The 22,517-nt window shown below is 39.0% G+C and carries 15 protein-coding genes and 1 pseudogene; 4 read left to right on the top strand and 12 right to left on the bottom strand.

Features of this window, described 5'->3' with window-relative positions:
• Positions 1–6: 6 nt before the first annotated feature.
• From Q4D72_RS08770 to Q4D72_RS08760, 3 genes are read right to left on the bottom strand one after another with little or no spacing between them, the layout of a single operon-like run.
• Entirely contained in the window at positions 7–1,335 is a 1,329-nt protein-coding gene (locus tag Q4D72_RS08770; RefSeq protein WP_303077461.1) for an endoglycosidase, read from the bottom strand.
• 19 nt (positions 1,336–1,354) lie between these two features.
• Entirely contained in the window at positions 1,355–2,992 is a 1,638-nt protein-coding gene (locus Q4D72_RS08765; RefSeq protein WP_303077460.1) for a SusD/RagB family nutrient-binding outer membrane lipoprotein, read from the bottom strand.
• Positions 2,993–3,016: 24 nt separating this feature from the next.
• Positions 3,017–6,139 (bottom strand): SusC/RagA family TonB-linked outer membrane protein, encoded by a 3,123-nt coding sequence (locus Q4D72_RS08760; protein WP_303077459.1) that lies wholly within the window; start codon positions 6,137–6,139, stop codon positions 3,017–3,019.
• A 376-nt stretch (positions 6,140–6,515) separates the two neighbouring features.
• Here Q4D72_RS08760 and hemH point away from each other — a divergent pair, with 376 nt between their 5' ends.
• The gene (hemH, locus tag Q4D72_RS08755; RefSeq protein ID WP_303077458.1) at positions 6,516–7,547 is read left to right on the top strand and encodes a ferrochelatase; all 1,032 of its coding nucleotides are present in this window, start codon (positions 6,516–6,518) and stop codon (positions 7,545–7,547) included.
• 4 nt (positions 7,548–7,551) lie between these two features.
• Positions 7,552–8,076, top strand: coding sequence for a menaquinone-dependent protoporphyrinogen IX dehydrogenase (hemG, locus tag Q4D72_RS08750; protein ID WP_303077457.1), 525 nt, complete (start codon positions 7,552–7,554; stop codon positions 8,074–8,076).
• 68 nt (positions 8,077–8,144) lie between these two features.
• Here hemG and Q4D72_RS08745 read toward each other — a convergent pair whose 3' ends face one another.
• The 3 genes from Q4D72_RS08745 to Q4D72_RS08735 all read right to left on the bottom strand — a co-directional run bounded on the left by Q4D72_RS08745 (position 8,145) and on the right by Q4D72_RS08735 (position 12,855).
• Positions 8,145–9,056: a ketoacyl-ACP synthase III gene (locus Q4D72_RS08745; protein ID WP_303077456.1), complete on the bottom strand. Its 912-nt coding sequence runs from the start codon at positions 9,054–9,056 to the stop codon at positions 8,145–8,147.
• Between the two features lie 161 nt (positions 9,057–9,217).
• On the bottom strand, positions 9,218–12,010 hold the full coding sequence (polA, locus tag Q4D72_RS08740) for a DNA polymerase I (RefSeq protein ID WP_303077455.1): 2,793 nt from the start codon (positions 12,008–12,010) through the stop codon (positions 9,218–9,220).
• Positions 12,011–12,093: 83 nt separating this feature from the next.
• Complete coding sequence (locus Q4D72_RS08735) at positions 12,094–12,855, bottom strand: creatininase family protein (RefSeq protein ID WP_303077454.1); 762 nt, start codon at positions 12,853–12,855, stop codon at positions 12,094–12,096.
• Positions 12,856–12,954: 99 nt separating this feature from the next.
• Between Q4D72_RS08735 and trpS the strand changes: the two genes are divergently transcribed.
• Positions 12,955–13,923: a tryptophan--tRNA ligase gene (gene trpS / locus Q4D72_RS08730; RefSeq protein WP_303077453.1), complete on the top strand. Its 969-nt coding sequence runs from the start codon at positions 12,955–12,957 to the stop codon at positions 13,921–13,923.
• A 120-nt stretch (positions 13,924–14,043) separates the two neighbouring features.
• Here the strand turns inward: trpS and alaS are convergent, their stop codons facing one another.
• Positions 14,044–16,677 carry an alanine--tRNA ligase gene (alaS, locus tag Q4D72_RS08725; RefSeq protein ID WP_303077452.1) on the bottom strand — a complete coding sequence of 878 codons (2,634 nt, stop codon included), beginning with the start codon at positions 16,675–16,677 and terminating at the stop codon, positions 14,044–14,046.
• A 301-nt stretch (positions 16,678–16,978) separates the two neighbouring features.
• Here alaS and Q4D72_RS08720 point away from each other — a divergent pair, with 301 nt between their 5' ends.
• On the top strand, positions 16,979–17,956 hold the full coding sequence (locus Q4D72_RS08720) for a M23 family metallopeptidase (protein ID WP_303077451.1): 978 nt from the start codon (positions 16,979–16,981) through the stop codon (positions 17,954–17,956).
• A 563-nt stretch (positions 17,957–18,519) separates the two neighbouring features.
• On the opposite strand, the gene Q4D72_RS08715 is transcribed toward Q4D72_RS08720, so the two are convergent.
• The 5 genes and pseudogenes from Q4D72_RS08715 to Q4D72_RS08695 form a co-directional block, all read right to left on the bottom strand.
• Complete coding sequence (locus Q4D72_RS08715; protein ID WP_303077450.1) at positions 18,520–18,759, bottom strand: hypothetical protein; 240 nt, start codon at positions 18,757–18,759, stop codon at positions 18,520–18,522.
• Positions 18,760–18,815: 56 nt separating this feature from the next.
• Positions 18,816–19,043 carry a hypothetical protein gene (locus Q4D72_RS08710; protein WP_303077449.1) on the bottom strand — a complete coding sequence of 76 codons (228 nt, stop codon included), beginning with the start codon at positions 19,041–19,043 and terminating at the stop codon, positions 18,816–18,818.
• Positions 19,044–19,214: 171 nt separating this feature from the next.
• Positions 19,215–19,571 carry a hypothetical protein gene (locus Q4D72_RS08705; RefSeq protein WP_303077448.1) on the bottom strand — a complete coding sequence of 119 codons (357 nt, stop codon included), beginning with the start codon at positions 19,569–19,571 and terminating at the stop codon, positions 19,215–19,217.
• 287 nt (positions 19,572–19,858) lie between these two features.
• Positions 19,859–20,293, bottom strand: a complete 435-nt coding sequence (locus tag Q4D72_RS08700; RefSeq protein ID WP_303077447.1) for a hypothetical protein — start codon at positions 20,291–20,293, stop codon at positions 19,859–19,861.
• Positions 20,290–22,517: pseudogene (locus tag Q4D72_RS08695) on the bottom strand (hypothetical protein); the annotation flags it as partial. The pseudogene Q4D72_RS08695 and the gene Q4D72_RS08700, both read right to left, overlap by 4 nt.

Below are 22,517 nucleotides of genomic sequence, written 5' to 3'. Positions count from 1 at the left end.
CTATTCTTATGGTTTTCTGATAATAAATTGCTCTTTAAAATCTTTATAGTCTTCGGGCGAACGCGGATCCATAATGCGTATAGCCTCACGTGTCCAAGCAAAACGAGTGTATTTTCTACCTTTTATATTATTATTTCTCAAATAATTAACAAAAGTAATATCATCAACATTCGTTGCTATATCCAATTCCCCTTTATAGGCAGAAACTCCTCCATTGTTCTTTTTATACACCTTTGCTTTTCTTATTAGGTCGGTAAAATGTCCTTTCTCAAACTCTGCTGTTGAAGAGGCTTTTGTAACAGGAGGATAATAACTAGGTGGTTGACTTCCTGCATTCTGAGCTCTAAGATAATGTCCTAATTCGTCTGCACGACCATAATCTTGCATCACATATTTATCAAAATACGAATCCATCTCCTCAGTCATTGTGAAAAATTCACCATCAAAGAGAAGGTAAAACTTTTTATCTACCGCATTATGTTTTTCAAAATAAGGTTTATACTTGGCAATAAAATCTTTTTCTCCGGGGTGATAACCTGCAAAATTTTCATCAAACAGATTTCTTAAATGTTTTTTTCGCTCTTCTCCGGTATATTTAGTGCCGAAATATTTACCCAATTCTTTGATAAAGGTAATCATATTGGCGTGATATCCGTTGGTATTGTAAGCCCCTCTTCCTGCAAATTCAGCATAGCCTCCTCGGTGGTCTCCTACCGTAGGTTCCCAGTCAATGTCAAAACCATCAAAATCTAATGCTATGATATGACGAGCCAAATCACGAGCATATATTTTTACGCGTTCGGTTTCTTGTTCAGCAGCTCGATCTCTGCCATACTTTTTCGTAAAAGCATCCAAACCACCGGGTAACCCCAATCCTACGTTAGAAACTTGGTAACAAGTAAACACTGAACCTCCTTTTTGTCGGAACATTTGTATGTCATATACCTGATTTTTAGTAAGTTCATCCGGTTCTTTTCCAAAGCCTCCCCATATGGATACTGCAGTTAAAGTGTCAGGTAAGGCCTGCAACCAGGTTTTGTCAATTCCGTCAACGGCTGACCAACCTGAATAGAAGTAATACACAAAGGGTTTTTCCCCTTTCCACGCCTTTTGTTTATAGTCGCGAAGCATTTTGTAATAAGCATCCCAAGCCTTTTGTTCTTCTGCCGTAGCTTGATCTTGCAATTTTTTCTCTTCACTCTCTTTCTCCTTGGCTTCTTCGGAAAGCTGCTTTGTTACATCTTTTTCTAAATCCAAAGGCTCATTTTTAACACAACCCACTGTGTTGACTCCAATGAGTAGTAGTAAGATTAAGTTTATAATATTTTTTTTCATTTTATCTTAGTTTTTTTTATTATTTTGCATTTGGGTTTGCATCCCACCACAGATGTGTGTTACAATCATCGGGACCTCCGAGCAGATTCAGTGCTTGGAGTAAGTTCTCTCTGTTTTCACCCACATATTCAGCTTGTGGATAAATGGCACGTCTCACACCCTTTGTACGTCCGTCAGAAGACATAATGGTATTGCCGTGAGTGGCATCAGAGAGATATTCAACAGGTTTTATTTGACGCGGATAAGTGGTTCTTCTCCACTCCGTCCAAGCCTCGTGCCCGTCAGGGAAAATTGCCAAATATTTCTGGGTAATGATTTTTTCTAACTTTTGTTCTTCCGTTCCTGAGTAAGTAACCGTAACACTCGAAGGTGCTGCTTGTGAATTATTAGGGTCAACGGGGTCAACGTATTCAGCAGGCACGTTTGTATTGTTTACATAATTGCTTGAACTTACCCCATTTTCAGAAAAGCTCATATTGATACCTTTTGTGTAAAGACTCTCGTCTGTTTCGTTTTCGATGCCGTTTGTTAATCCAAATAATTTAGCTTCGGCACGTAAGAAATACACTTCGGAAGGTTTCATAACATAAGTCGGTGTATTTTCCTTTACGTTCGGATAACCAAAACCGAGGTAATCTATCTTTCCTTTAAATCCGGCACGAATACCTTGTAATTCCTTTTGGTTTTCATATCCATTTGGGTTATTAATCGGATTCAGAATAAAGTATTTATCCAATCGAGGATCTTTATATCCTTTAAGGTAAGACAAGATTGTAGCTCCCATACGAGTATCTTCATAATCTCGGGCAATTTGTTGTATGCAGTTAAGAATAATCACCCTATCGTTGGTTTCCAATTTTGCCATATCGGTAATGCTTTCCATCACTCCTCCTTTCAAAGCCTCTTTTGCTCGTTCAGCTGCCTTGTCGGGAGCTACGTAGCGGATACGTACCGCCATTCTCAATTTAATGGAATTGGCAAATTTTACCCATTTATCCAAATCACCATTAAAGAAGAAGTCATTTTCTTTAACGTTTTCAATAAGTTGGAAACTTTGTTTGTATTCCGTTATGAAATCAGCGGCTTCGGTCAATTCATTAAATAACTGATCGTAAATGCTTTCTACGGAGTCATAAGGCACTTTGGTGTCTCCTTTGCCTTGATTGTTAAGCGGTAGCGGTCCAAACATATCAGTGGCACGCAGCACGGCAAGAGATCTGCAAATCATTCCCATATGATAAACCACCTTAAACCCTTGGTCATCAGCGTCTTTATCTATGGTGTTCTTTTTTAATTCTCGCCACGAACTAATCACGTTACTAAACATTGATGAGTAGTTATTTTTCATCCACCACTCAGCCATATAGCCTGTAATCATTGTTCGTTGATTATTCCATTTATTGATGGGTGGTGCCATATAACCTATGTAGCTGTCTCCCATCATATTGATAGAGGTCTGATAAGCATTTGTACCTCCAATCAATCTTGTCGGAATTATCTGATTTTGAAGTGTTCCCAAATATCCCGCAATATTTACGGCATCTCTTTCGGCTATTTCTGCCGTTGGTTGGGTTGGATTCGTATTTATATCGGCAAAATCTTTGGTACAAGCCACCGTTGCAAGAGATAATGCCCCTATAATAATTGACTTTTTCATTTGTTATTCAATTAAAAATTAAACTTATAGTGATGCTTTAATTGCAACACCTACACTGCGTAAAGAAGGCATTCTGAAAAAATCAGCGGTGCTTCCGAAATGATTGGTATTGGCAGTTGATTCCGGATCAAATGGAGCCGATAAGTACAACATTGCCAAGTTATATCCTGTTACTGAAACACTTAATGATTTTAACCATCGGGTGCTTGATAAATTTTCAACAGGTACTCGGTAAGTAATGGATGCTTCTTGAATTCGGACATTAGTTCCGTCATACGAATAATACATTGGCAAGCTGTTACCTCCGAAAGCAATGGTTGAGTAATATTTTTGCGGGTCATACGTTACTCCATCAATCACTACCCCTCCGGCATCGCGCGCGTCGGCAGTTGTTTTGGAAACTCCGTAAAGGTCAAGCCACGCTTGTGTACGAGATTGAACTACGCCACCGAAACGACCGTAAATTAGCATATCAAACGATAAATTCTTGCCAAATTTAAATCCATTTCGCCAGCCTAAGGTAAATTCCGGAGAAGAATCTCCGATGAGATATTCTTTGGTGTTATCAATTTCGTACGCTTTTCCGTCTTGCGTTTCTACTAATTGCCCGTTTGCACCTCTTTTTAGAATTTTGTCCGTAATCAAGGCAGTCATTGAAAGTCCTTCACGAACGCCTTCCGCTTCGGTAATGTCAAAATATTGATTTGTAACAGGGTTTAGATAGTTACGCGCCAATTCTTTAACAAGGTTTTTGTTTCTGGTAAAAGTAACCGTGCTGTTCCAACCAAATTTACCAAAATCTTTTTCAAAACTCAATGCGGCTTCAATACCTTTATTTTCAATATTTCCCGCTTGTAACCACAATAATCTGTAACCACTTGATTCCGGCAAACTATATGACAATAACTGATTAAATGTATTTGATTTATAAACAGTTACGTCAAGACTTAGCGCGTTGTTGAAGAATTTTGCATTAAGCCCTGCCTCGTATGATTTGGTTCTCTCTGCCGTAAAATTCGGGAATGGATAATCTCTATCGGGGTCAATTCCTGTTCCCGTAAAACCAAAGGTTCTTGTTCCGGGTGTGAAACCTTGTTTAGAAATGGGCGAACCCACCTCAGTGTATGAACCTCTGAGTTTCAAGAAAGGAAACCATTGCGGCATTCTCACATATTCTGAAACTACTGCCGAAAGTCCCGCAGACGGATAAAATATTGCTTCATCTTGCGTATTAACCAATTGAGAAGCCCAGTCAGTACGCCCTGTCAGTGTTAAATATAGTCGGTTTTTCCAGCCAAGCTCTGTACTGGCAAACACGGCTATGTTACGCGCGTGGCTATGTCCTTGTACTTTTCCTCCTCTTGGGTCAAGATTTCCGGAAGCGAAAAAGTTAGGTGTGATGTGCAAGTCGCCTCTATGACCAATTGTTTTTTCCAAATTATCGTCATAAGAAGTACCTATATTGGCGGTAACGTTCAAAAGATTGCGTTCTGCTCCATTTTTGTCAGTGTATATACCTATGTTTTTATTGATATTGACCATTAAGTCGGCATAGGTCTGACTGATAGTTTTAACCGCATAACGCCAATGCCCTCTTTTTCCGATGCCCAAAGCTCCTGCCGAAGTGGCATAGGCTTTCATTTCGGTTTCTCCTTGTGTGTTATCAACGCGCACACGACCGGCAATGTTCAACCAATCTAAAAGGTCATAAGTTAAAGAAGCCGCATACATACTTCTTTTTCTTTTATCAGTAAATAATTCTCTATTGATATTCCAATACGGATTTTCTTTTACCACACCATTCGATGGGTTATTTACGAAGGGATAATATTGTTCGTGGATTTTTCTATCCGGATTCCAACGCTCCCAAATTTTCAACTCATCAAAATTATATCCTCTCGGAAAGAGATACAACGAAGTAAGCGGATTAAACCATCCCCCTTGTGAGTACATATTTTGGTTTCCTTGCAAAATATAACTTGCCGAAATGTCCAAATGCATTTTATTGTCTAAAAAATTGGTTGTGTTTCGTCCTGTAAAATTATGACGATAGTAACCATTGGTAGGGATAATTCCTTCTGAATCCGTAGAAGCAAATGATACAAATGTTTGATTTTGTGCAGATCCTACTGAAAAATCTACCGAATTATTATGCACTACTCCTATTCCGAAGAAGTCAATCGGATTGTATGACGTAGGGGTGTCAAGTTTCTTGCCCCAGCTCATTTCACCGTCATATCCGTATGTGTTTTGAAATTTAGGAGTAATAAAAGGCTGCAACATCTCTACTTTTGAATTGACGTTGATTACCATTTTACCCTCTTTTCCTTTTTTGGTATTAATAATAACAACACCGTTGGCTGCTGCGGCTCCGTAAAGTGCTGCGGCTGATGGACCCGTAAGTATGTTTATACTTTCTATATCTTCCGGATTAAAATCGGAAATACTTTCCCCGCCACCTACAATTCCGTTATCTCCTCCACTTGAAGCAGAAGAAGCATTGTTAAGCGGAATACCATCAACTACATAAAGAGCGTTATTCGTACCTGAGATTGACTTGGCTCCCCTCATAATTACCTTGGTAGCTCCTCCTACCCCGGCAGAACTTCGTTGGATGTTCACACCGGCTACTTTTCCGTTAAGGCTGTTTACAAAGTTAGCGTCTTTCACGCGTGTGAGCTCGTCAGACTTTACCTGTTGCACATTATAACTGAGGGCTTTTTCTTGGCGTTTGATACCCAGTGCCGTAACCACGGTGGCTTCCAGCTGTTGGATTTCTTCTTCAAGAACCACTTTTATGCCGCTACGGGCTTGGGTAACAGTCAGAGTTTTGCTTTTAAAACCAATGTAGGAGAATAACAGTTCGGTTTTGTCGCTTGGCACGTTGATTTCAAAATTCCCGTCAAAATCGGAAACAACTCCCACCGAAGTACCTTTCACAACGATGTTTACCCCGGGTAGCGGTTCTCCGTTGGTGTCGGTTACCACTCCGCTAATTTTTTTGGTTTGTTGCTGAAAAAACGTTGTCTTTACTGACAAACCATCAGTCTTTGCATAGACAGAACTTGTCCAAAATCCGCTTGCAAAAACGGTAAGGAAACCCAAGCCTACCGCTGTTTGCATCGATTTTTTTAACGTATTCATCATATTTTAAATTTAAAATTGTTTTCTTTTTTAGAGGAATGCAAAGTTACGATTATTTTCCTTTATTAAAACGAAATTTGTAAATTTTTTCATAAATAAAAGTAAAAAAAGTTGAAAAATATGTTTTGATTGCTTCTATTTGAAAACGTAAAATAAGCAATCAAAACTAAAAGAAAATTCTATTAAAGATGTTTTTTCTGCATAATTACCGATATTGTATGTGTTTTTTACATTTTGATGATGGAGCAGTACGCAGACGCAATGCGGGGAAAATTTTGAAGCAAGTTTAGTGTTTTTGATTATTTTTTTCACATAAAACTAAAAAAATCTCAAAAAAAATCATACATTTGCCTCTTGCATTATTGTAAAGAGAAAAAATATGTCAAAAGGAGTTTTGTTAGTGAATTTGGGGTCGCCCGATTCTACGGAGGTAGCAGATGTTAAACATTATTTGGACGAGTTTTTGATGGACGAACGGGTTATTGATTTCCCGTACTGGCTGCGTAGCCTGATTGTTCGCGGGATTATTTTACGAACTCGCCCCCCAAAAACGGCAAAGGCGTATAAAAAAATATGGTGGGACGAAGGTTCGCCCCTGATTGTCATTACCCAACGATTGGTTTCAAAGTTGCAAAACAAAGTTTCTATTCCTGTTGAAATGGCGATGCGCTACGGAAATCCGAGTATTGAATACGGATTGCAACAGCTTCAAAACAAAGGGGTTACAGAGGTGTTGCTTTTGCCGTTGTATCCGCAATATGCAATGGCAACTACCGAGACTATCGAAGTGCTTGCCGAAAAACTCGTTCAGACCAAATTTAAAGGACTCACACTCACCAAATTCCCTGCTTTTTACGACCGCCCGCAGTATGTTGAGGCATTGGCAGAGGTAACTAAAAAACATCTGGAAGGTTTTGATTTTGACCATTTGCTCTTTTCGTATCACGGCGTTCCCGAGCGGCATTTACGAAAAACCGTTCCTACGCCCAATCACAAAAAAATCGTAGATACCGAGTATTGCTGTCAGCCCCAAACGGAAGAATCAAAGCGCTGTTACCGAACGCATTGCTTTGAAACGACACGCCAATTAGCCGAAGCGCTTGGCTTGAAAGATACACAATATTCACAATCGTTTCAATCCCGATTAGGAATTGATAAGTGGTTGGAGCCGTTTACTTCCGACAGGGTGGTGGAGCTTGCTAAAGGAGGCGTTAAAAAGTTAGCCGTTATCACACCCGCTTTTGTGGCAGATTGCATTGAAACCCTTGAAGAAATTGAAATGGAAGCCGGTGAAGACTTTTTGCACAACGGGGGTGAGGTATTCAAAATGATTCCGTGCCTTAATGATGACGATGCGTGGGTGCGTGCCTTAGCCGTTTGGATAAACCAATGGCAAACCGATAAAAATTAATGCGATGGAAAAATCACTCATTATTTACGCTTCGGTAGATGGGCAAACCCGAAAAATATGTGAGCATATCCAAACAACGTTACTTACTGAAAAGCAACGAGTTGAATTGATTTCAATAACCGATTTTAATAAAAACTTGGCTGATTATGGCAAAATCATCATTGCTTCGAGTATTCGTTATGGTAAACATAATCAGGATATTGAAAAACTGATTGATGAAAATTATGAACTTCTAAACCGCAAGAAATCAGTTTTTATTTCAGTGAATTTGGTAGCGCGCAAACCCGAAAAAAGTCAGGCGCATTCCAATCCGTATGTGGTTAAATTCCTTAATAAAATCAAATGGAAGCCCACCGCAACCGAAGTTTTTGCCGGAAAATTAAATTACAAAATCTATAATTTTCTTGACCGCCAACTCATACGCCTTATAATGCTCATTACCAAAGGTCCAACAAATTCCAAAACAGAAATAGAATACACCAATTGGCAAAAAGTAACCGATTTTGCAAGGCGTTTTGCAAAAATGTAGTTTTTACGGTAGTGGCTGTTCTTTAAAAATGCAGGTAACGCCCCACGAATATCCCACTCCAAAGCCGGCTAACAGAATTTTGTCGTTCGGTTTTTCAGGTGGTTTTTCAGCGCAATGGGTAAGGTTGAAGATACCGTATTGCCCACTTCAAGCATTTCCAGCACAAATTTATCGTGCGGAACTGCCATATCTTCACGTAATTTGTTCAAAATATGCGTGTTCGCCTGATGAAAAACAAACAAATCTATTTCGTTGAATTGCAGTGAATTGTCTTGAATATTTTGATGCACCACAGGCGGAATATATTTCACAATGAAGTTGAACATTTTGCCGCCTTTCATCTGTAAAAAATCATCTGTTTTATCAGAAGGAAGGCAGGTTCTGCCTCGTACACCGCTACCTTTCACGGTGAAACTATCTTGACCACTGCCATCGGTGCCTAAGGTAAACTTTCCGATGCGGTAAGCACCTTCGTTGCTGATAAGCGTGGCGGTAGCAGCATCGCCAAAAATGCTGATGTTCCCCTTGTCGTCAGGGTGAATGTATTTTGAGTACGTATCGGTGGTAACCAGCACTACATTTTTGAAATTTCCGCTGGCAATAAGTCCGTTGGCAAGCGACAAACCATACACATAACCCGAACACCCCTGATTGATATCCAGTGCCCCACAGGAGGTGGGTAGCCCCACGCGTTGTTGCACCAAACAAGCCGTTGTAGGAATCGCATAATCAGGGCTTTGTGTGCAAATCATCAAAAAATCAACGCTGTTTTTGTCAATTGAGTACTCAGCAAGCAACTTTTCCACGGCTTTGGTGGCAAGGTCAGAAGCAAATTCATCGGGGCTTGATACGTGCCGTTGTTTCACGCCAATTTTGTTCAATATTTTTTGGTCGTCCCATTCGGGGAAGCGTGTAACAATGTCATTGTTAGTAATCACATTATCGGGTAAATATGTGGAAATGGCTTTGATGTAGCTCATAGTGCTTTGTACTCTTCTGTGGTTTGTTTTTTTTCGGACGCAAAACTACTATTTTTTTGTAAAATATAAAAGAGCTCTATTTGAAACTTCAAAAAAAAATCACGGATACGCTATTTTGAACTATTGAAGGTTTGCGTATCCGTGAAATTCTATAAAATATCCTAATGTGCTTCCAGCCAGTTTGTTCCGATTCCTAAATCAACTACCAGAGGAACAGTAAGTTGAAAAGCGTTTTCCATTTCGTGTTTGATAACGTTTTGCACGTTTTCCAATTCCGTTTTAGGAACGTCAAACACCAATTCGTCGTGTACTTGTAACAGCATTTTGGTGGCAAATTGCTCTTTTTCCAACCGATTTTGAATGCGAACCATCGCTATTTTGATGATGTCGGCGGCACTTCCCTGAATGGGAGCGTTCACGGCGTTTCGTTCCGCAGCACCTCTAACTACTTGATTTCGTGAATGAATGTCGGGCAAATAACGTCTTCTGCCTAAAACAGTTTCTACGTATCCGTTTTGTTGGGCAAAAAATATCTGTTTGTTGATATAATTCCGAAGATTCGGATACGTGGCGTAATACGTCTCGATAAGTTCCTTACTTTCAGAGCGTGAGAGGTCGGTTTGGTTGCTCAATCCAAAAGCCGATACCCCGTAAATAATCCCGAAATTAACCGTTTTGGCGTGGCTTCGTTGTTCGCGCGTAACTTCCTCAATCGGAACATTAAACACCTTTGAAGCCGTTGAGCGGTGAATGTCCTCACGATTTAAAAATGCCTGAATCATATTCTGTTCTTCGCTCAATGCGGCGATGATGCGCAGTTCAATCTGCGAGTAATCCGCTGCCAGCAAAACGTGATTTTCATCTCTGGGAATGAACGCCTTACGGATTTGCTGCCCACGCTCAGTTCGGATAGGAATGTTTTGCAAATTCGGGTTGTTACTGCTCAAACGCCCCGTGGCGGTAACCGTTTGCATATAGGTGGTATGCACCCGCCCCGTTTTTGGGTTTACTTCGTTAGGAAGTGCGTCAATGTAGGTCGACTTCAACTTTTGAAGCTGTCGCCATTCCAAAATATCGGCTACAATCTTGTGTTTATCAGCAAAATACGAAAGCACTTCTTCCGATGTGGCGTATTGCCCCGTTTTGGTTTTTTTAGGTTTTTTATCGATTTTTAATTTCTCGAACAGAATTTCACCTAACTGCTTGGGTGACGCCAAGTTAAAATCCTCACCTGCCGCCAACAGAATTTCTTTTTCGTACGAAGCGATATCTTCATCTAATTTTTTAGAAAGTTCTTTCAGGAACGAAATATCCAAATTAATGCCTTCCTGCTCCATTTTGGCAAGCACTTTCACCAGCGGAGCTTCCAAATCGTAGTAAATTGATTGAGCATTTACCCGTTTGAGTTCTTCGGCAAAAATGCCTTTAAGTTGCCACGTAACGTCCGCATCTTCAACGGCATACTCTTTTTGTTCTTCCAACGGAACCGACCGCATTGAAAGCTGATTTTTCCCTTTTTTACCGATGAGCGTTTCGATGGAAACGGGCGTGTAGCCCAAATATGTTTCCGACAGCACGTCCATATTATGACGCATATCCGGATTGATGAGGTAATGTGCCACCATCGTGTCAAACAAAGCGCCTTGCACGTTAATTCCGTAAGTGAACAACACTTTGATGTCGTATTTTAGGTTTTGCCCGATTTTTGTAATTTGTTCATTTTCAAAGAAAGGTCGAAATTCTTCAAGCAAAATCGCGGCTTCATTTCTGTTTTCAGGAAACGGAACGTAATATCCTTTTGCGTTGTGCCACGAAAAGGCGATGCCCACCAAATCGGCGTTGAGGCTGTTCAGGTCGGTCGTTTCGGTGTCAAAACAAACTTCTTTCTGTTGTAATAAATTCTGTATTAATATTTTACGAGCCATCGGCGTGTCAACCAATTGATAGTGATGGGGTGTGTCTTGGATTGTTTTTTTGGAAGAAGTTCCGCCTTGTGCGAACAAATCGCCCTGTGTGGCAAACAAATCCATTTGCTCGCCTGCAACGGTTGTTTTCGGGGCGGAAACGGTTTGAGGAGCGGCATATGTTCGCATAAAATTTTGAAGTAACTGCCTGAATTCCAGTTCTTCAAAAATTTTACTAACAGACTCAAAATCAGGTTTTGAGAGTTCAAAATCGGTTTCATCAAACGTAACGGGAACATCTAACATAATGGTTGCCAGCTTTTTGGATAAAATTCCCTTTTCGGCATTGTTTTCGATGTTTTCCTTCATTTTGCCTTTGAGTTTGTCGGTGTTTGCCAACAGATTTTCCAAACTTCCGAACTCGGCAATGAGTTTTTTGGCTGTTTTTTCGCCCACCCCCGGAAGTCCCGGAATATTATCAACGGCATCGCCCATCATTCCCAGAAAATCAATCACTTGTTCAGGCGATTGCACTTCAAATTTTTCACGAACCTGCTCCACACCCCAAATTTCAACATCATTTCCGCTACGGGCAGGGCGGTACATAAAAATATTTTCCGAAACCAATTGGGCGTAATCCTTATCGGGCGTTACCATATACACCAGATAATTCTGTTTTTCAGCCTGTTTGGCAAGCGTTCCGATGATGTCGTCGGCTTCGTAGCCTTCTTTTTCAATGATAGGAATATGTAATGCACTTAAAATCTGATGAATATAAGGCACGGCAATGCGAATCGCCTCGGGAGTTTCCTCGCGATTGGCTTTGTATTCGGTGAACATTTCGGTACGTGCCACACTGCCGCCTTTGTCGAAAGCCACCGCCAAATGGTCGGGTCTTTCTTTTTTTATCACATCAAAAAGCGAGTTCATAAAACCCAAAATCGCCGATGTGTTCAGCCCTTTGGAGTTGATTCTAGGGTTTTTAATAAAGGCGTAATATCCTCTGAATATCAATGCATAAGCATCTAAAAGAAATAATTTTTTTTTCAAAATGTCATTTTTTAAAGAAGCAAAAAAATAAATTGCTTCGGGGTTGTTTTGGGCAAATGTAGTCAAAAAAAAGGAAAGTTGCGTTATGCGTACGGATTTTCAACGTCTAATTTTTCAATTTGTACCAACACGTTTCCGATTTTTTCGGTGATATACTTGAAATAGCGTTCTCCTTTTTCGGCAGTGGCGCGTTTGGGATTGCCGATGCCCGTATCAGCCGTAACTTTGCTCCATTGGCGTTCTGCCCACATCCATCCTTGGGTAAATTCAGTGATTTTGTGTTTTTTTTCGGCTCCGTCACCGGCTTCTGACAGCGGAAGTACCCATTGCGGACGTAAGTGCATCATCAGGCTGGTTTCCATTTCGCCGGCGTGATCACCCACCTCGTCAAAAAAGTGTTTGTTTTCCGAATTTTGAAACCAATTGCATAACGAAATGTACATTTTTGGGAATTTTAAGCCCAATTCGCGTAAAATTGGTTTGAAGTCATTTCCGCCGTGGCTATTGAGAATCACCAGTTTGTAAATTCCTTGTCGGCTGAGTGTCTCAACAATGTCCGTCAGCAAGATAAGTTGCGTACTGGGATTGATGTTGATGTCGAGCTTAATATCGGCTTGCCCCGTGTTTACACCAAAGGGAATGGCAGGCAAGACAATCACTTTGGCGCCCTGTTCCCACGCAATGCGGGCTGATTCGGCGGCGATGCATTCAGATTCAATGATATCAGTGGCATACGGCAGGTGGTAATTGTGGGCTTCGGTAGCGCCCCACGGTAAAACGGCAACGGAATAATTCGTTTCCTTAACGGTTTTCCAGTTGGTTTCGGCTAAAATATATGGTCTCATATTTAAAATAAATTGATAAAGTTACAAAGATAGGAAAAAGTGAAAATATTTTCGTAAGTTTGTCCCGCTTTAATTTTTTGACAGAAAAAACAATATCAAATGGCACGAATTTTAACAGGTATACAAAGTACCGGAACGCCCCACTTGGGGAATATTTTAGGAGCGATTTTACCCGCTATGGAAATGGCTCAAAATTCTGAAAATGAATCGTTTTTATTTATTGCGGATATGCACTCGCTCACGCAAATCAAAAACGGCGAAGAGCTTCGTTCCAACACGTATAGCGTGGCAGCTACGTGGTTGGCTTTCGGGTTGGACACTGAAAAAATCGTGTTTTATCGCCAAAGCGATGTTCCGCAAACCACCGAATTGGCTTGGTATTTGAGTTGTTTTTTTCCGTACCAACGGCTTACGCTCGCCCATTCGTTCAAAGACAAAGCCGACCGACTTGAAGATGTGAACGCAGGGCTTTTTACCTATCCAATGCTGATGGCTGCCGACATCTTACTCTATGATGCTGAGATAGTTCCTGTCGGGAAAGACCAATTGCAACATCTTGAAATTACTCGCGATGTCGCCTCGCGTTTTAATCATCAAATGGGTGAAACTTTCGTACTTCCGCAGGCAAAAATCGAAGAACGCATAATGATAATCCCCGGAACTGACGGCGAAAAAATGAGCAAATCACGCAATAATTTCATTAATATCTTCTTGCCTGAGAAGCAATTACGCAAGCAAGTGATGAGCATACAAACCGACAGCACGCCTCTGGAAGAACCTAAAAATCCGGATACGTGTAACGTTTTTGCTTTGTACCGATTGATTGCCTCAGAAGCGCAAACCCGAGAAATGCGAGCCAATTACGAAGGCGGAAATTACGGTTACGGACACGCCAAACAGGCTCTTTACGAACTTCTGTTGGAAAAATTTGCTGAGCCGCGTCAGAAATTCGATTATTATATGCAAAATCTCGACCAATTGGAGCAAATTTTACAAGAAGGAGCCTTAAAAGCTCAAAAAGCCGCCAACGAAGTGTTGAAAAGAGTACGTCAAAAGGTGGGATATTAAGGATTTTTGTTTGAGATAGTTTGAGAGTTTGAACTTGTTTAAATGACAATCTATAAAAAAATGGTTTGAAATTATTGTTTAAATAAATTTCAAACCATTTTTAGTTTGTGTATCAGATAATTATATATATTCTTCGGCTTTTTCAAGCGCCTGAGCAATGCCGTCAGGGTTTTTACCGCCGGCCGTTGCGAAGAAAGGTTGCCCGCCGCCGCCGCCGTGTATGTATTTCCCGAGTTCGCGAACAATTTTGCCGGCATCTAAACCTTTGTCGGCTACCAAATCTTTGGAAATGTAGCACAACAACAGCGCTTTACCCGCTTCTTGTGTAGCTCCGAAAAGAATGAACGTTTTTTCGACTTCATTCCCCAACTGAAACGCCAAATCTTTGAGGGAAGCAAGGTCTAAATCCAATCGTTTTATTAAAGAATTGATTCCGTTTACAGATTTAAACTCCGATTTAAGTTCCGATTTTAGGTTTTTTGCCTGCTGACGTTTCAATTCCTCGATTTCTTTGGTCAAACGCAGATTTTCAGCTTGTAAATGCGATACGGCTTTCAAAGGGTCTTGTGCGTTTTTGAGCAGTACACGCAACTCTTTTACCATATTTTCCTGTTCTTTAAAGTATTCCAAGGCGGTTTCTTTGGTAATGGCTTCGATACGGCGAACGCCCGAAGCTACGGCACCTTCCGAAATTATTTTAAAGAACCAAATGTCCGATGTGTTTTTAACGTGCGTTCCGCCACAAAGTTCCTTACTATCAGCAAATTGAATCATACGCACTTTGTCGCCGTATTTCTCGCCAAAAAGTGCCATCGCTCCGGAGTCGAGCGCCTGCTGAATCGGGATATTGCGGTGTTCTTGCAGGCTGATTTGCTGATGAATACGCTCATTGACACGCTTTTCAATCTCGGCAATTTCTTCATCGGTTACTTTGGCAAAATGCGAAAAATCAAAACGCAGCGAACGGGCATCTACGCGTGAGCCTTTCTGTTCAACGTGCGTTCCCAACACTTCACGCAACGCCTGGTGCAAAAGGTGGGTTGCCGTGTGATTGGCTTGCGTAAGCGAACGCGTCATCGGGTGAACTTCCGCTTTGAACGGGTCATTTACGTTGCTCGGCAGGGTTTCACTGATGTGGATAATGAGATTATTTTCCTTTTTGGTGTCAAAAATATAGGTAACTTCACCATTTGCGGAATGTAGCGTTCCTTTGTCGCCCACCTGTCCGCCACCTTCGGGATAGAAAGGCGTGGTGTTGAAAACCAATTGGTAATACGTTCCGTCTTTTTGGCTTTCAACTTTGCGGTATTTCACCAGTCGGACAACGGCTTCGAGGGTGTCGTAACCGATAAATTCTTCGTCTTCATCATCACGTAAAACTACCCAGTCGTCGGCTTTGATTTGAGCGGCGGCACGTGAACGTTCCTTCTGCTTTTGCAAATTCTCTTCAAATCCTTTTTCGTCTAACGTAAGTCCTTTTTCGGAAAGAATAAGTGCCGTTAAATCGATAGGGAAACCATAAGTGTCGTAAAGTTCAAACGCCTTACTTCCGGATAGTTGCTTGTTGGTTATGTTGCTTATCATCACGTCGAGCATCAGCAAACCTTGTTCCAGCGTATGCAAAAACGAGGTTTCTTCCTCACGGATTACGTTCTCAATCAAATAATGTTGTTTTTCAATTTCGGGGAAGACTTTTCCCATCTGTTGGGCAAGGGTTTCTACCAATTTATAGATGAAAGGTTCTTTTTGCCCGAGGAAGGTGAACCCGTAGCGAATGGCACGACGCAAAATACGACGAATAACGTAACCCGCTCCGTTGTTGGATGGCAACTGCCCGTCGGCAATGGCGAATGACACTGCCCGAATATGGTCAGCAATCACCCGAATAGCGATGTTAATTTGCTCTTGTTCAGCTGACACGTTGTTTCCTACGACGTATTTACTTTGGGTAATTTCCTCAATTTTGTGAATCAGTGGCGTAAACACATCGGTGTCGTAATTGGATTGCACGCCCTGCAAGACCATACAAAGTCGCTCGAAGCCCATACCCGTATCCACGTGTTGAGCGGGCAATTTTTCGAGTGAACCGTCGGCTTTTCGGTTGAACTCCATAAAGACGTTGTTCCAGATTTCAATCACTTGCGGATGGTCGTTGTTTACCAAGTCTTTACCCGAGATTTTTTGTCGTTCGTCATTGGAACGTATATCAACGTGAATTTCGGTGCAAGGACCACAAGGACCTTGGTCGCCCATTTCCCAAAAGTTATCTTTTTTGTTTCCTAACAGAATTCTGTCAGGTTCGATGAGGGTTTTCCAGATGTCGTACGATTCTTGGTCGAAAGGCACGTTGTCTTCTTTACTTCCTTCAAAAACAGTTACATAGAGTCGGTCTTTGGGGATTCTGTACACTTCGGTAAGCAGTTCCCACGCCCAACTGATGGCTTCTTTCTTAAAATAATCACCAAACGACCAGTTGCCGAGCATTTCGAACATCGTGTGGTGATAGGTGTCTTTTCCAACTTCCTCTAAATCATTGTGTTTACCTGAAACACGCAAGCATTTTTGAGTGTCGGCAATGCGTTTGCTGGTGGGCTTTCCGTTGCCTAAAAAATATTCTTTAAATTGGTTCATTCCCGCATTTGTAAACAACAAAGTGGGGTCGTTTTTGATAACCATCGGGGCAGAAGGCACAATGGTATGCCCTTTGCTTTGGAAAAAATCTAAAAATTTTTGTCTAATTTCTTGTGACGTCATAGAATTGCGTTCTTTTGATGAAGTAAAAGAATGTGTTAATCTTATTTTAGTAAATTTTTTCGGCAAAAATAGAAATAATTATTAAGAATTACGATGCCAATGCGTTATATTTTTTTGCGATGGGAATTTTATCAGGACACACTTTTCGTATGAAAATAGTTACAGGAGTGAAAAATATTTGCAAAATACGCATTTTTGTGCTGAAAAATTTTTAATTTTGTCGTTTCGGTGATTTTTTAGATGTGATATCACAGGATTTATATCCGTTTTTATTGCCGAATTTGCTTTTCAACCGAGAGTTATGAAGAAAATAAAATATTATTACGACCCGGAAACGTTATCATACAAACGAATCATAAAACGCAAACGCACCAAAGTGCGCAATGCCCTTTTATTTTTGGTGGCGGCGGCTCTTTTTGGTTCGATTGCGATGTTTTTGATGGTCAATACCCGATTTTTTTATACCCCGCGGGAGGTTTCGTTGCAACGTGAAATTAAGCAATATGAAACCAATTTTCGGATTTTGAATAAAAAAATGGAGCATATGGAAGAGGTGCTGGCAAATATTCAAGAGCGCGACAATAATATGTATCGGCTTTATTTTGAGGCAGCTCCGATTCCGGAGGAGCAACGCAAAAGCGGATTTGGAGGGGTAAATCGTTATGAGCATTTGGAAAATTTTGAAAACTCAAAATTGATTATCAGCACCACCAAGCGTTTGGAAATTTTGCAAAAGCAATTGGTGATACAATCCAAATCGTTGGACGAAATTGCAGAACTATCAAAAGAAAAAGAAAACTTTTTGGCTTCCATTCCGGCAATTCAACCGGTTGATAATAAAGATTTAACACGGATGGCATCGGGTTTTGGTTGGCGTAGCGACCCTTTTACAAAGGCGCGTAAATTTCATAACGGAATGGACTTTACCGCTCCGCAAGGTACGCCAATTTACGCTTCCGGCGATGGTGTGGTAACGCGGGCTGACGATGCCTCATCGGGTTACGGAAAGCACATACGCATCGACCACGGTTACGGCTACGTGAGTTTGTACGCTCATTTACACGATTACAATGTCAAAGTAGGGCAGAAGGTAAAGCGGGGCGACCTCATTGGGTTTGTCGGTAATACGGGGCGTTCACAAGCGCCGCATTTGCATTATGAAATTATCAAAGACGGTGAGCATATCAACCCGATTCATTTCTACTACGGAAATTTAACCCCTGATGAATACGCCGAAATGTTGCGCGTGTCAACCCAAGAAAGTCAGTCGCTTGATTAATAAGGTTTTATACCTAAGTCGTTTTAAATTGTTATTGAGTATCTCCTCACTGGCAACCACTACGTTTTTCTCCGTCTTATCATACGTCGCAACGAGCACTTGCCATACTGTGAGAGACTTTGTAATTTACATTTACAAACTTTTCCATACTTACCCCTGAATTTGTTATGGCATTTCGTACATTTTCAGCCATATTAGGGTTGTATAAATAAGTATTTTTAGGTAAAATCCCTAATAACGTTTTCCAAATCTTTTCGTGTTGGGTGATGAGTTGTTTTTCGGCATTGGTTAGGTTATCAAGTTTTGTGGTTAATGTTTACCACTCTAAATGTCTTGCAACCATCTCATCTAGTAGATGTTATAAATTCTACTTCTTTTATTATTGGATAGGAGGAATAATTTCTCTATCCCTATAATTATCATAATGAAATCTAATTTTTTCTGCAAGAATAGATAACTCATCATAATTCAATTTAAGTTCTTCCTCCTTCAAATAGAAGCTTCTCGCATAATCAATGTAAGAGGAAAAAAACATTACTGTTAATATTTTTTTTTCATTAATTTCATATAAAATATAGTCCCATCTTTTTACGTATAATTCTCTGATTTCTCCCATAATATTCTAATTTATATCCTTGTATTACATAATTAATATCTTTTACCATTCCTTCTGTTCTTATAATTGCTTCTAGATTTCCTTCTGGCAATTTGCCTCCTGGAAGCCAAAGACTATTAGCTCCAAATTCATTTCCACAAGGCATCTCTACTTTGTATTTATCAGATAACTTAAAATCAATTCTCATTACTTCTCCTCCTTGTAACTACTTAATAGGAACATCTAATTTCTTAAATGTTGTAATTACATAATATTTCTGTGAGTAAACTTACTGGGGGAATATTGAATCTCCTTAACTAGTTTAATTATGTAACTTTCTCCTTCTACATTAAAAGTTTCTATTTCTTTAAAATTTAATTGTATCTTAACTTCATATAATGCAACACTACCGCAAATCACGGATAGAATATATTTATCGTCCTCTATATAAAAGCTATAATCCCATTTTTTTTTAATTATTTCTTGTTTCATTTTATTTCTACTAAATTTTCTGTATATTTTCCTTTTGGAATTCGATCAATAATAGCCTCTTTATATCCTTTTGGTAAAAGACCTCCAGGCAATCATAATTCGTTTGAACCTCCTTCATTTCCAGAAGAGATTCGTAAATTCAATTCTTTGGGAGTATCCTTCCCTAAGCTTTTATTTATCTACGATTAAATGTTCTTGAATTAATCTACATCTCCTTTCAGGTGAATGTCCTCCCCATTCCGTGTAAATGAAATAAAAAGTATTGTAAAGTATATTCTTATAAATATCACAATCGTTATATGGATAATATTCCAATGATATTGGGTAATCAATAGACCAATAGTTTTCATCTGTAGGATATTCCATCATTGTACAATCATTATTGGAAGAGTTGACATTTAAAATCCAAATTAAACTATTCTCTAATCCTTTATCAAGTACATTCCAAGAAATATAGTTTTTTGCAAATGGGTCAGAATAATCTGTATTAGTACATTGCAATATTTTTATTAACTCTTTATTAGTCATATTTTATAAATTTGTTATTTTCTCACATTTAAATTGATTTTTAAGAAATTCGATACTTTGATTATGTATTATTGGTGTAAGAGAGTTGTTTTTATTTAACAAGACTGCTTCTTTATATCCTCCCGATGTTTTACCTCCCGGCAACCATAAATCATTCGTCCCAAATTCATTAACAAAAGGCTTCGCTCATAGTTCGCCTCTGTCTGCTTTGAACAAAAATACTACTTCTATTACAGAATGCAAAGTAAAGACAATCTAAGACTTGCAAAACTTTCCTCTGAAATCATTTATATGTCCAAAAATGTATAATCATACTTTTCTTTTATGATAGTATTGATTCTGATAACATTACTCATATCATATTGCCTTTTCAAGGAACAAAAACAATCCATAAAAAGTTTTTTTAACGAGTTAGAAAATTCCCAATCATTTTTAAGTTTCTTATAGCCAAACTTGTATTTAAAATAAAAGAATATAAAACCAAATAGATTTGTGTATTCATTAATATTAAGATCATTTTTTTTTAGTATTGAGAACAAATCATAACTTACTTGTTCATACATTTTTATCTCTCCTACCTCTTTCCCATAGTTAAAAATATCCATATATGTGGCTGTAATATCGTGATCATCATAATCTTTATTATGGATATAATAATCGCCTTTCCCTAATAAAAAATCAGTTGTTTCATTTTTTTCTATGGCTTTTCTATAATTATTCATTGTTTTATTTTTGTTACATTATCTTTACCAAAAATCGCAATAAATTCCTCAATATTGTTATTATGGAAGTAATTCGCCGAATTGGAAATAACCGCTTCTCTTGTGCCGTGTTTTGTATATCCACCTGGTATCCATAGTCCTTCATACGCTCCTCCTTCATTTCCGTCAGGTATATTAAACTTAAATCCCTTATCGGACTTAACAACAACATAAAAAACTTCATCACCAGATTTAAAATAATCATCTCCCAAATCTAATTCTTTAATTAACACATTTAAATTATTTCCACTGTTTTTATATTTACTTAAAATGGCATCCATATCACTTTTTAAACCAATAAATTTTCTTGGAGCAATCGAGATATATTTAGGATTATCCAAATCTCTTAATCTTATAATAAAAGCACCTCCCTCTTTCTCAAACTTAGCCAAATGCTCCCTTATATAACTTGCACTTAAATAAGTTTCAGGGGCTGGTCTTTGTCCTTTTGGGATGCTTAAAATATCTTCACTTGTTTTCCCATTGATAAAGACACCTTTTATTCCCCAATTATCATTAGGGATGTTACGAGCATCGGCAAGTTCTATAAATGTTTTTTCTTGTTGTACAATTTCTTTTCGTACATTAGGTGAAAGTTTTCCCCATTCATCAGTATTTTTAAGCTTGGTAATAGCAATCCTGTACTCTAAATACTTGTTTGTCAGAAAATTTCGTAAACCTTTATTTTCTTTTAACGCTACAAGTATATCGTTGCTTAACCCTTTGCTAAAATTAACAACACCCTTACCTAAATTTTTAAGCCCAATGGCACCCATTGTCAAGTTGTAGGTGTCTACAACTTGTTTTATTTCAGGAGACACATTGGCAGTATTTACGACAATATCCCCCACAGCAGCGGCTACTTCGGCGGCAGCCCAAAGTCTTTTGGTCATTGTGGCTCCCTGTATCACCGCAGGCAATTGCGCGTATATCGTAAGCCCGTTTAATGCCAATAAGGTTGTTTTTTCAATCGTTTTTGCTTTTATCTTATCATATCCAAATTGCAAAAATAGTGCCGGAACAATCCCCAAATCACCGGTACTATATCCGGCATTGTCTAACAATATTTTAATCGGCTGTATTTCGCCTTGGCTATAATCAAACAAAACCGGCGACAGAGGGCTAACCTGTGTGTTATTCAATAGTTGAGGAGCTCCTGCTGGGGCATATGCCACTTTGCCATTTATCCCCCCAAGGGCTTGTATTTTACTTACATTTTGCTGAATAGTAATGTTTCCTGTTTCTTTGTCATAGTAAAAACTTTGCCAGATAATTTGAGAATTTCCATTAATTAATTCTTCAATATTGGTTATTTTGACTTCAGTTCTTCTTAAATAATGATTTGTAAAATACTCAGCAACAGCATTTTCATCTTTTGGAAGTTTCCATAACCAAGTATTTGGGTTAGAAACAAACATCTGAACCAGCGTATTAACAAATTGGCTATAATAATTGTTCCCTACAACAATGGCGTCATTAAGGTCGTTAATTAACTTCTTGATTATTTGATTGTTATTTGCTTCTAATAGAGCGAAAAAGTCAGAATAATCCTTTTCAGAAATAGAACTTATCAATCTTAGAATTGCTTCGGACTTATCTTTATCAATAGCATTTTTAGTCAATACAATCAGAGCTTCTTTTATTGGTTCAAAATCAAGTTCTGAAAGTGTACAAACGTCTATTGTATTGACGTATTCAACAACCTCTTTTTCAGTCTTTTTATTGACAAAATTCACAAAATCTCGTTTGATAGCTTCTGTATGCGACTTGTCGTTTGAATAAAGATAACCTATCAAATCAAAATTATTTTTAGGATACAACGTAAACCGAATGGTTTTTCCCAGCGTAACAATAGTTTTATTGGTAAAGCTATTGTCAATTTCTTTGCTATCATTTTGATAGTCTTTTGGTGAAAAACTATTTTTAAACTCTTGGTTATTTTTTCCTAAAAATTCTATTTCAATTTTAGTATATTTTTTTCCTCCAATTTCAATATTTTCCGCATAAACGTCAACTTTATCGGAATCCGAATGTATTGTGCCTCTTCGTTTTCTTGTGCAACGGAAATACTCTATATAACGTTTGACCATCATTGGAGAATTTTTCAAAGAGTACATTTGCCCTTCATCCTGCCCTTCAAAAAATCCTATTTTCAGTTTCGGGTCATTGATTTGCTTCCAATCGC

Origin of the sequence: Capnocytophaga sp. (genome assembly GCF_030532915.1) — a bacterium.
In the GTDB taxonomy this organism is placed as follows: Bacteria; Bacteroidota; Bacteroidia; order Flavobacteriales; family Flavobacteriaceae; genus Capnocytophaga.
The sequence above is the reverse complement of the archived record's forward strand: the minus strand, read 5'-3'. Positions and strand labels throughout refer to the sequence as shown.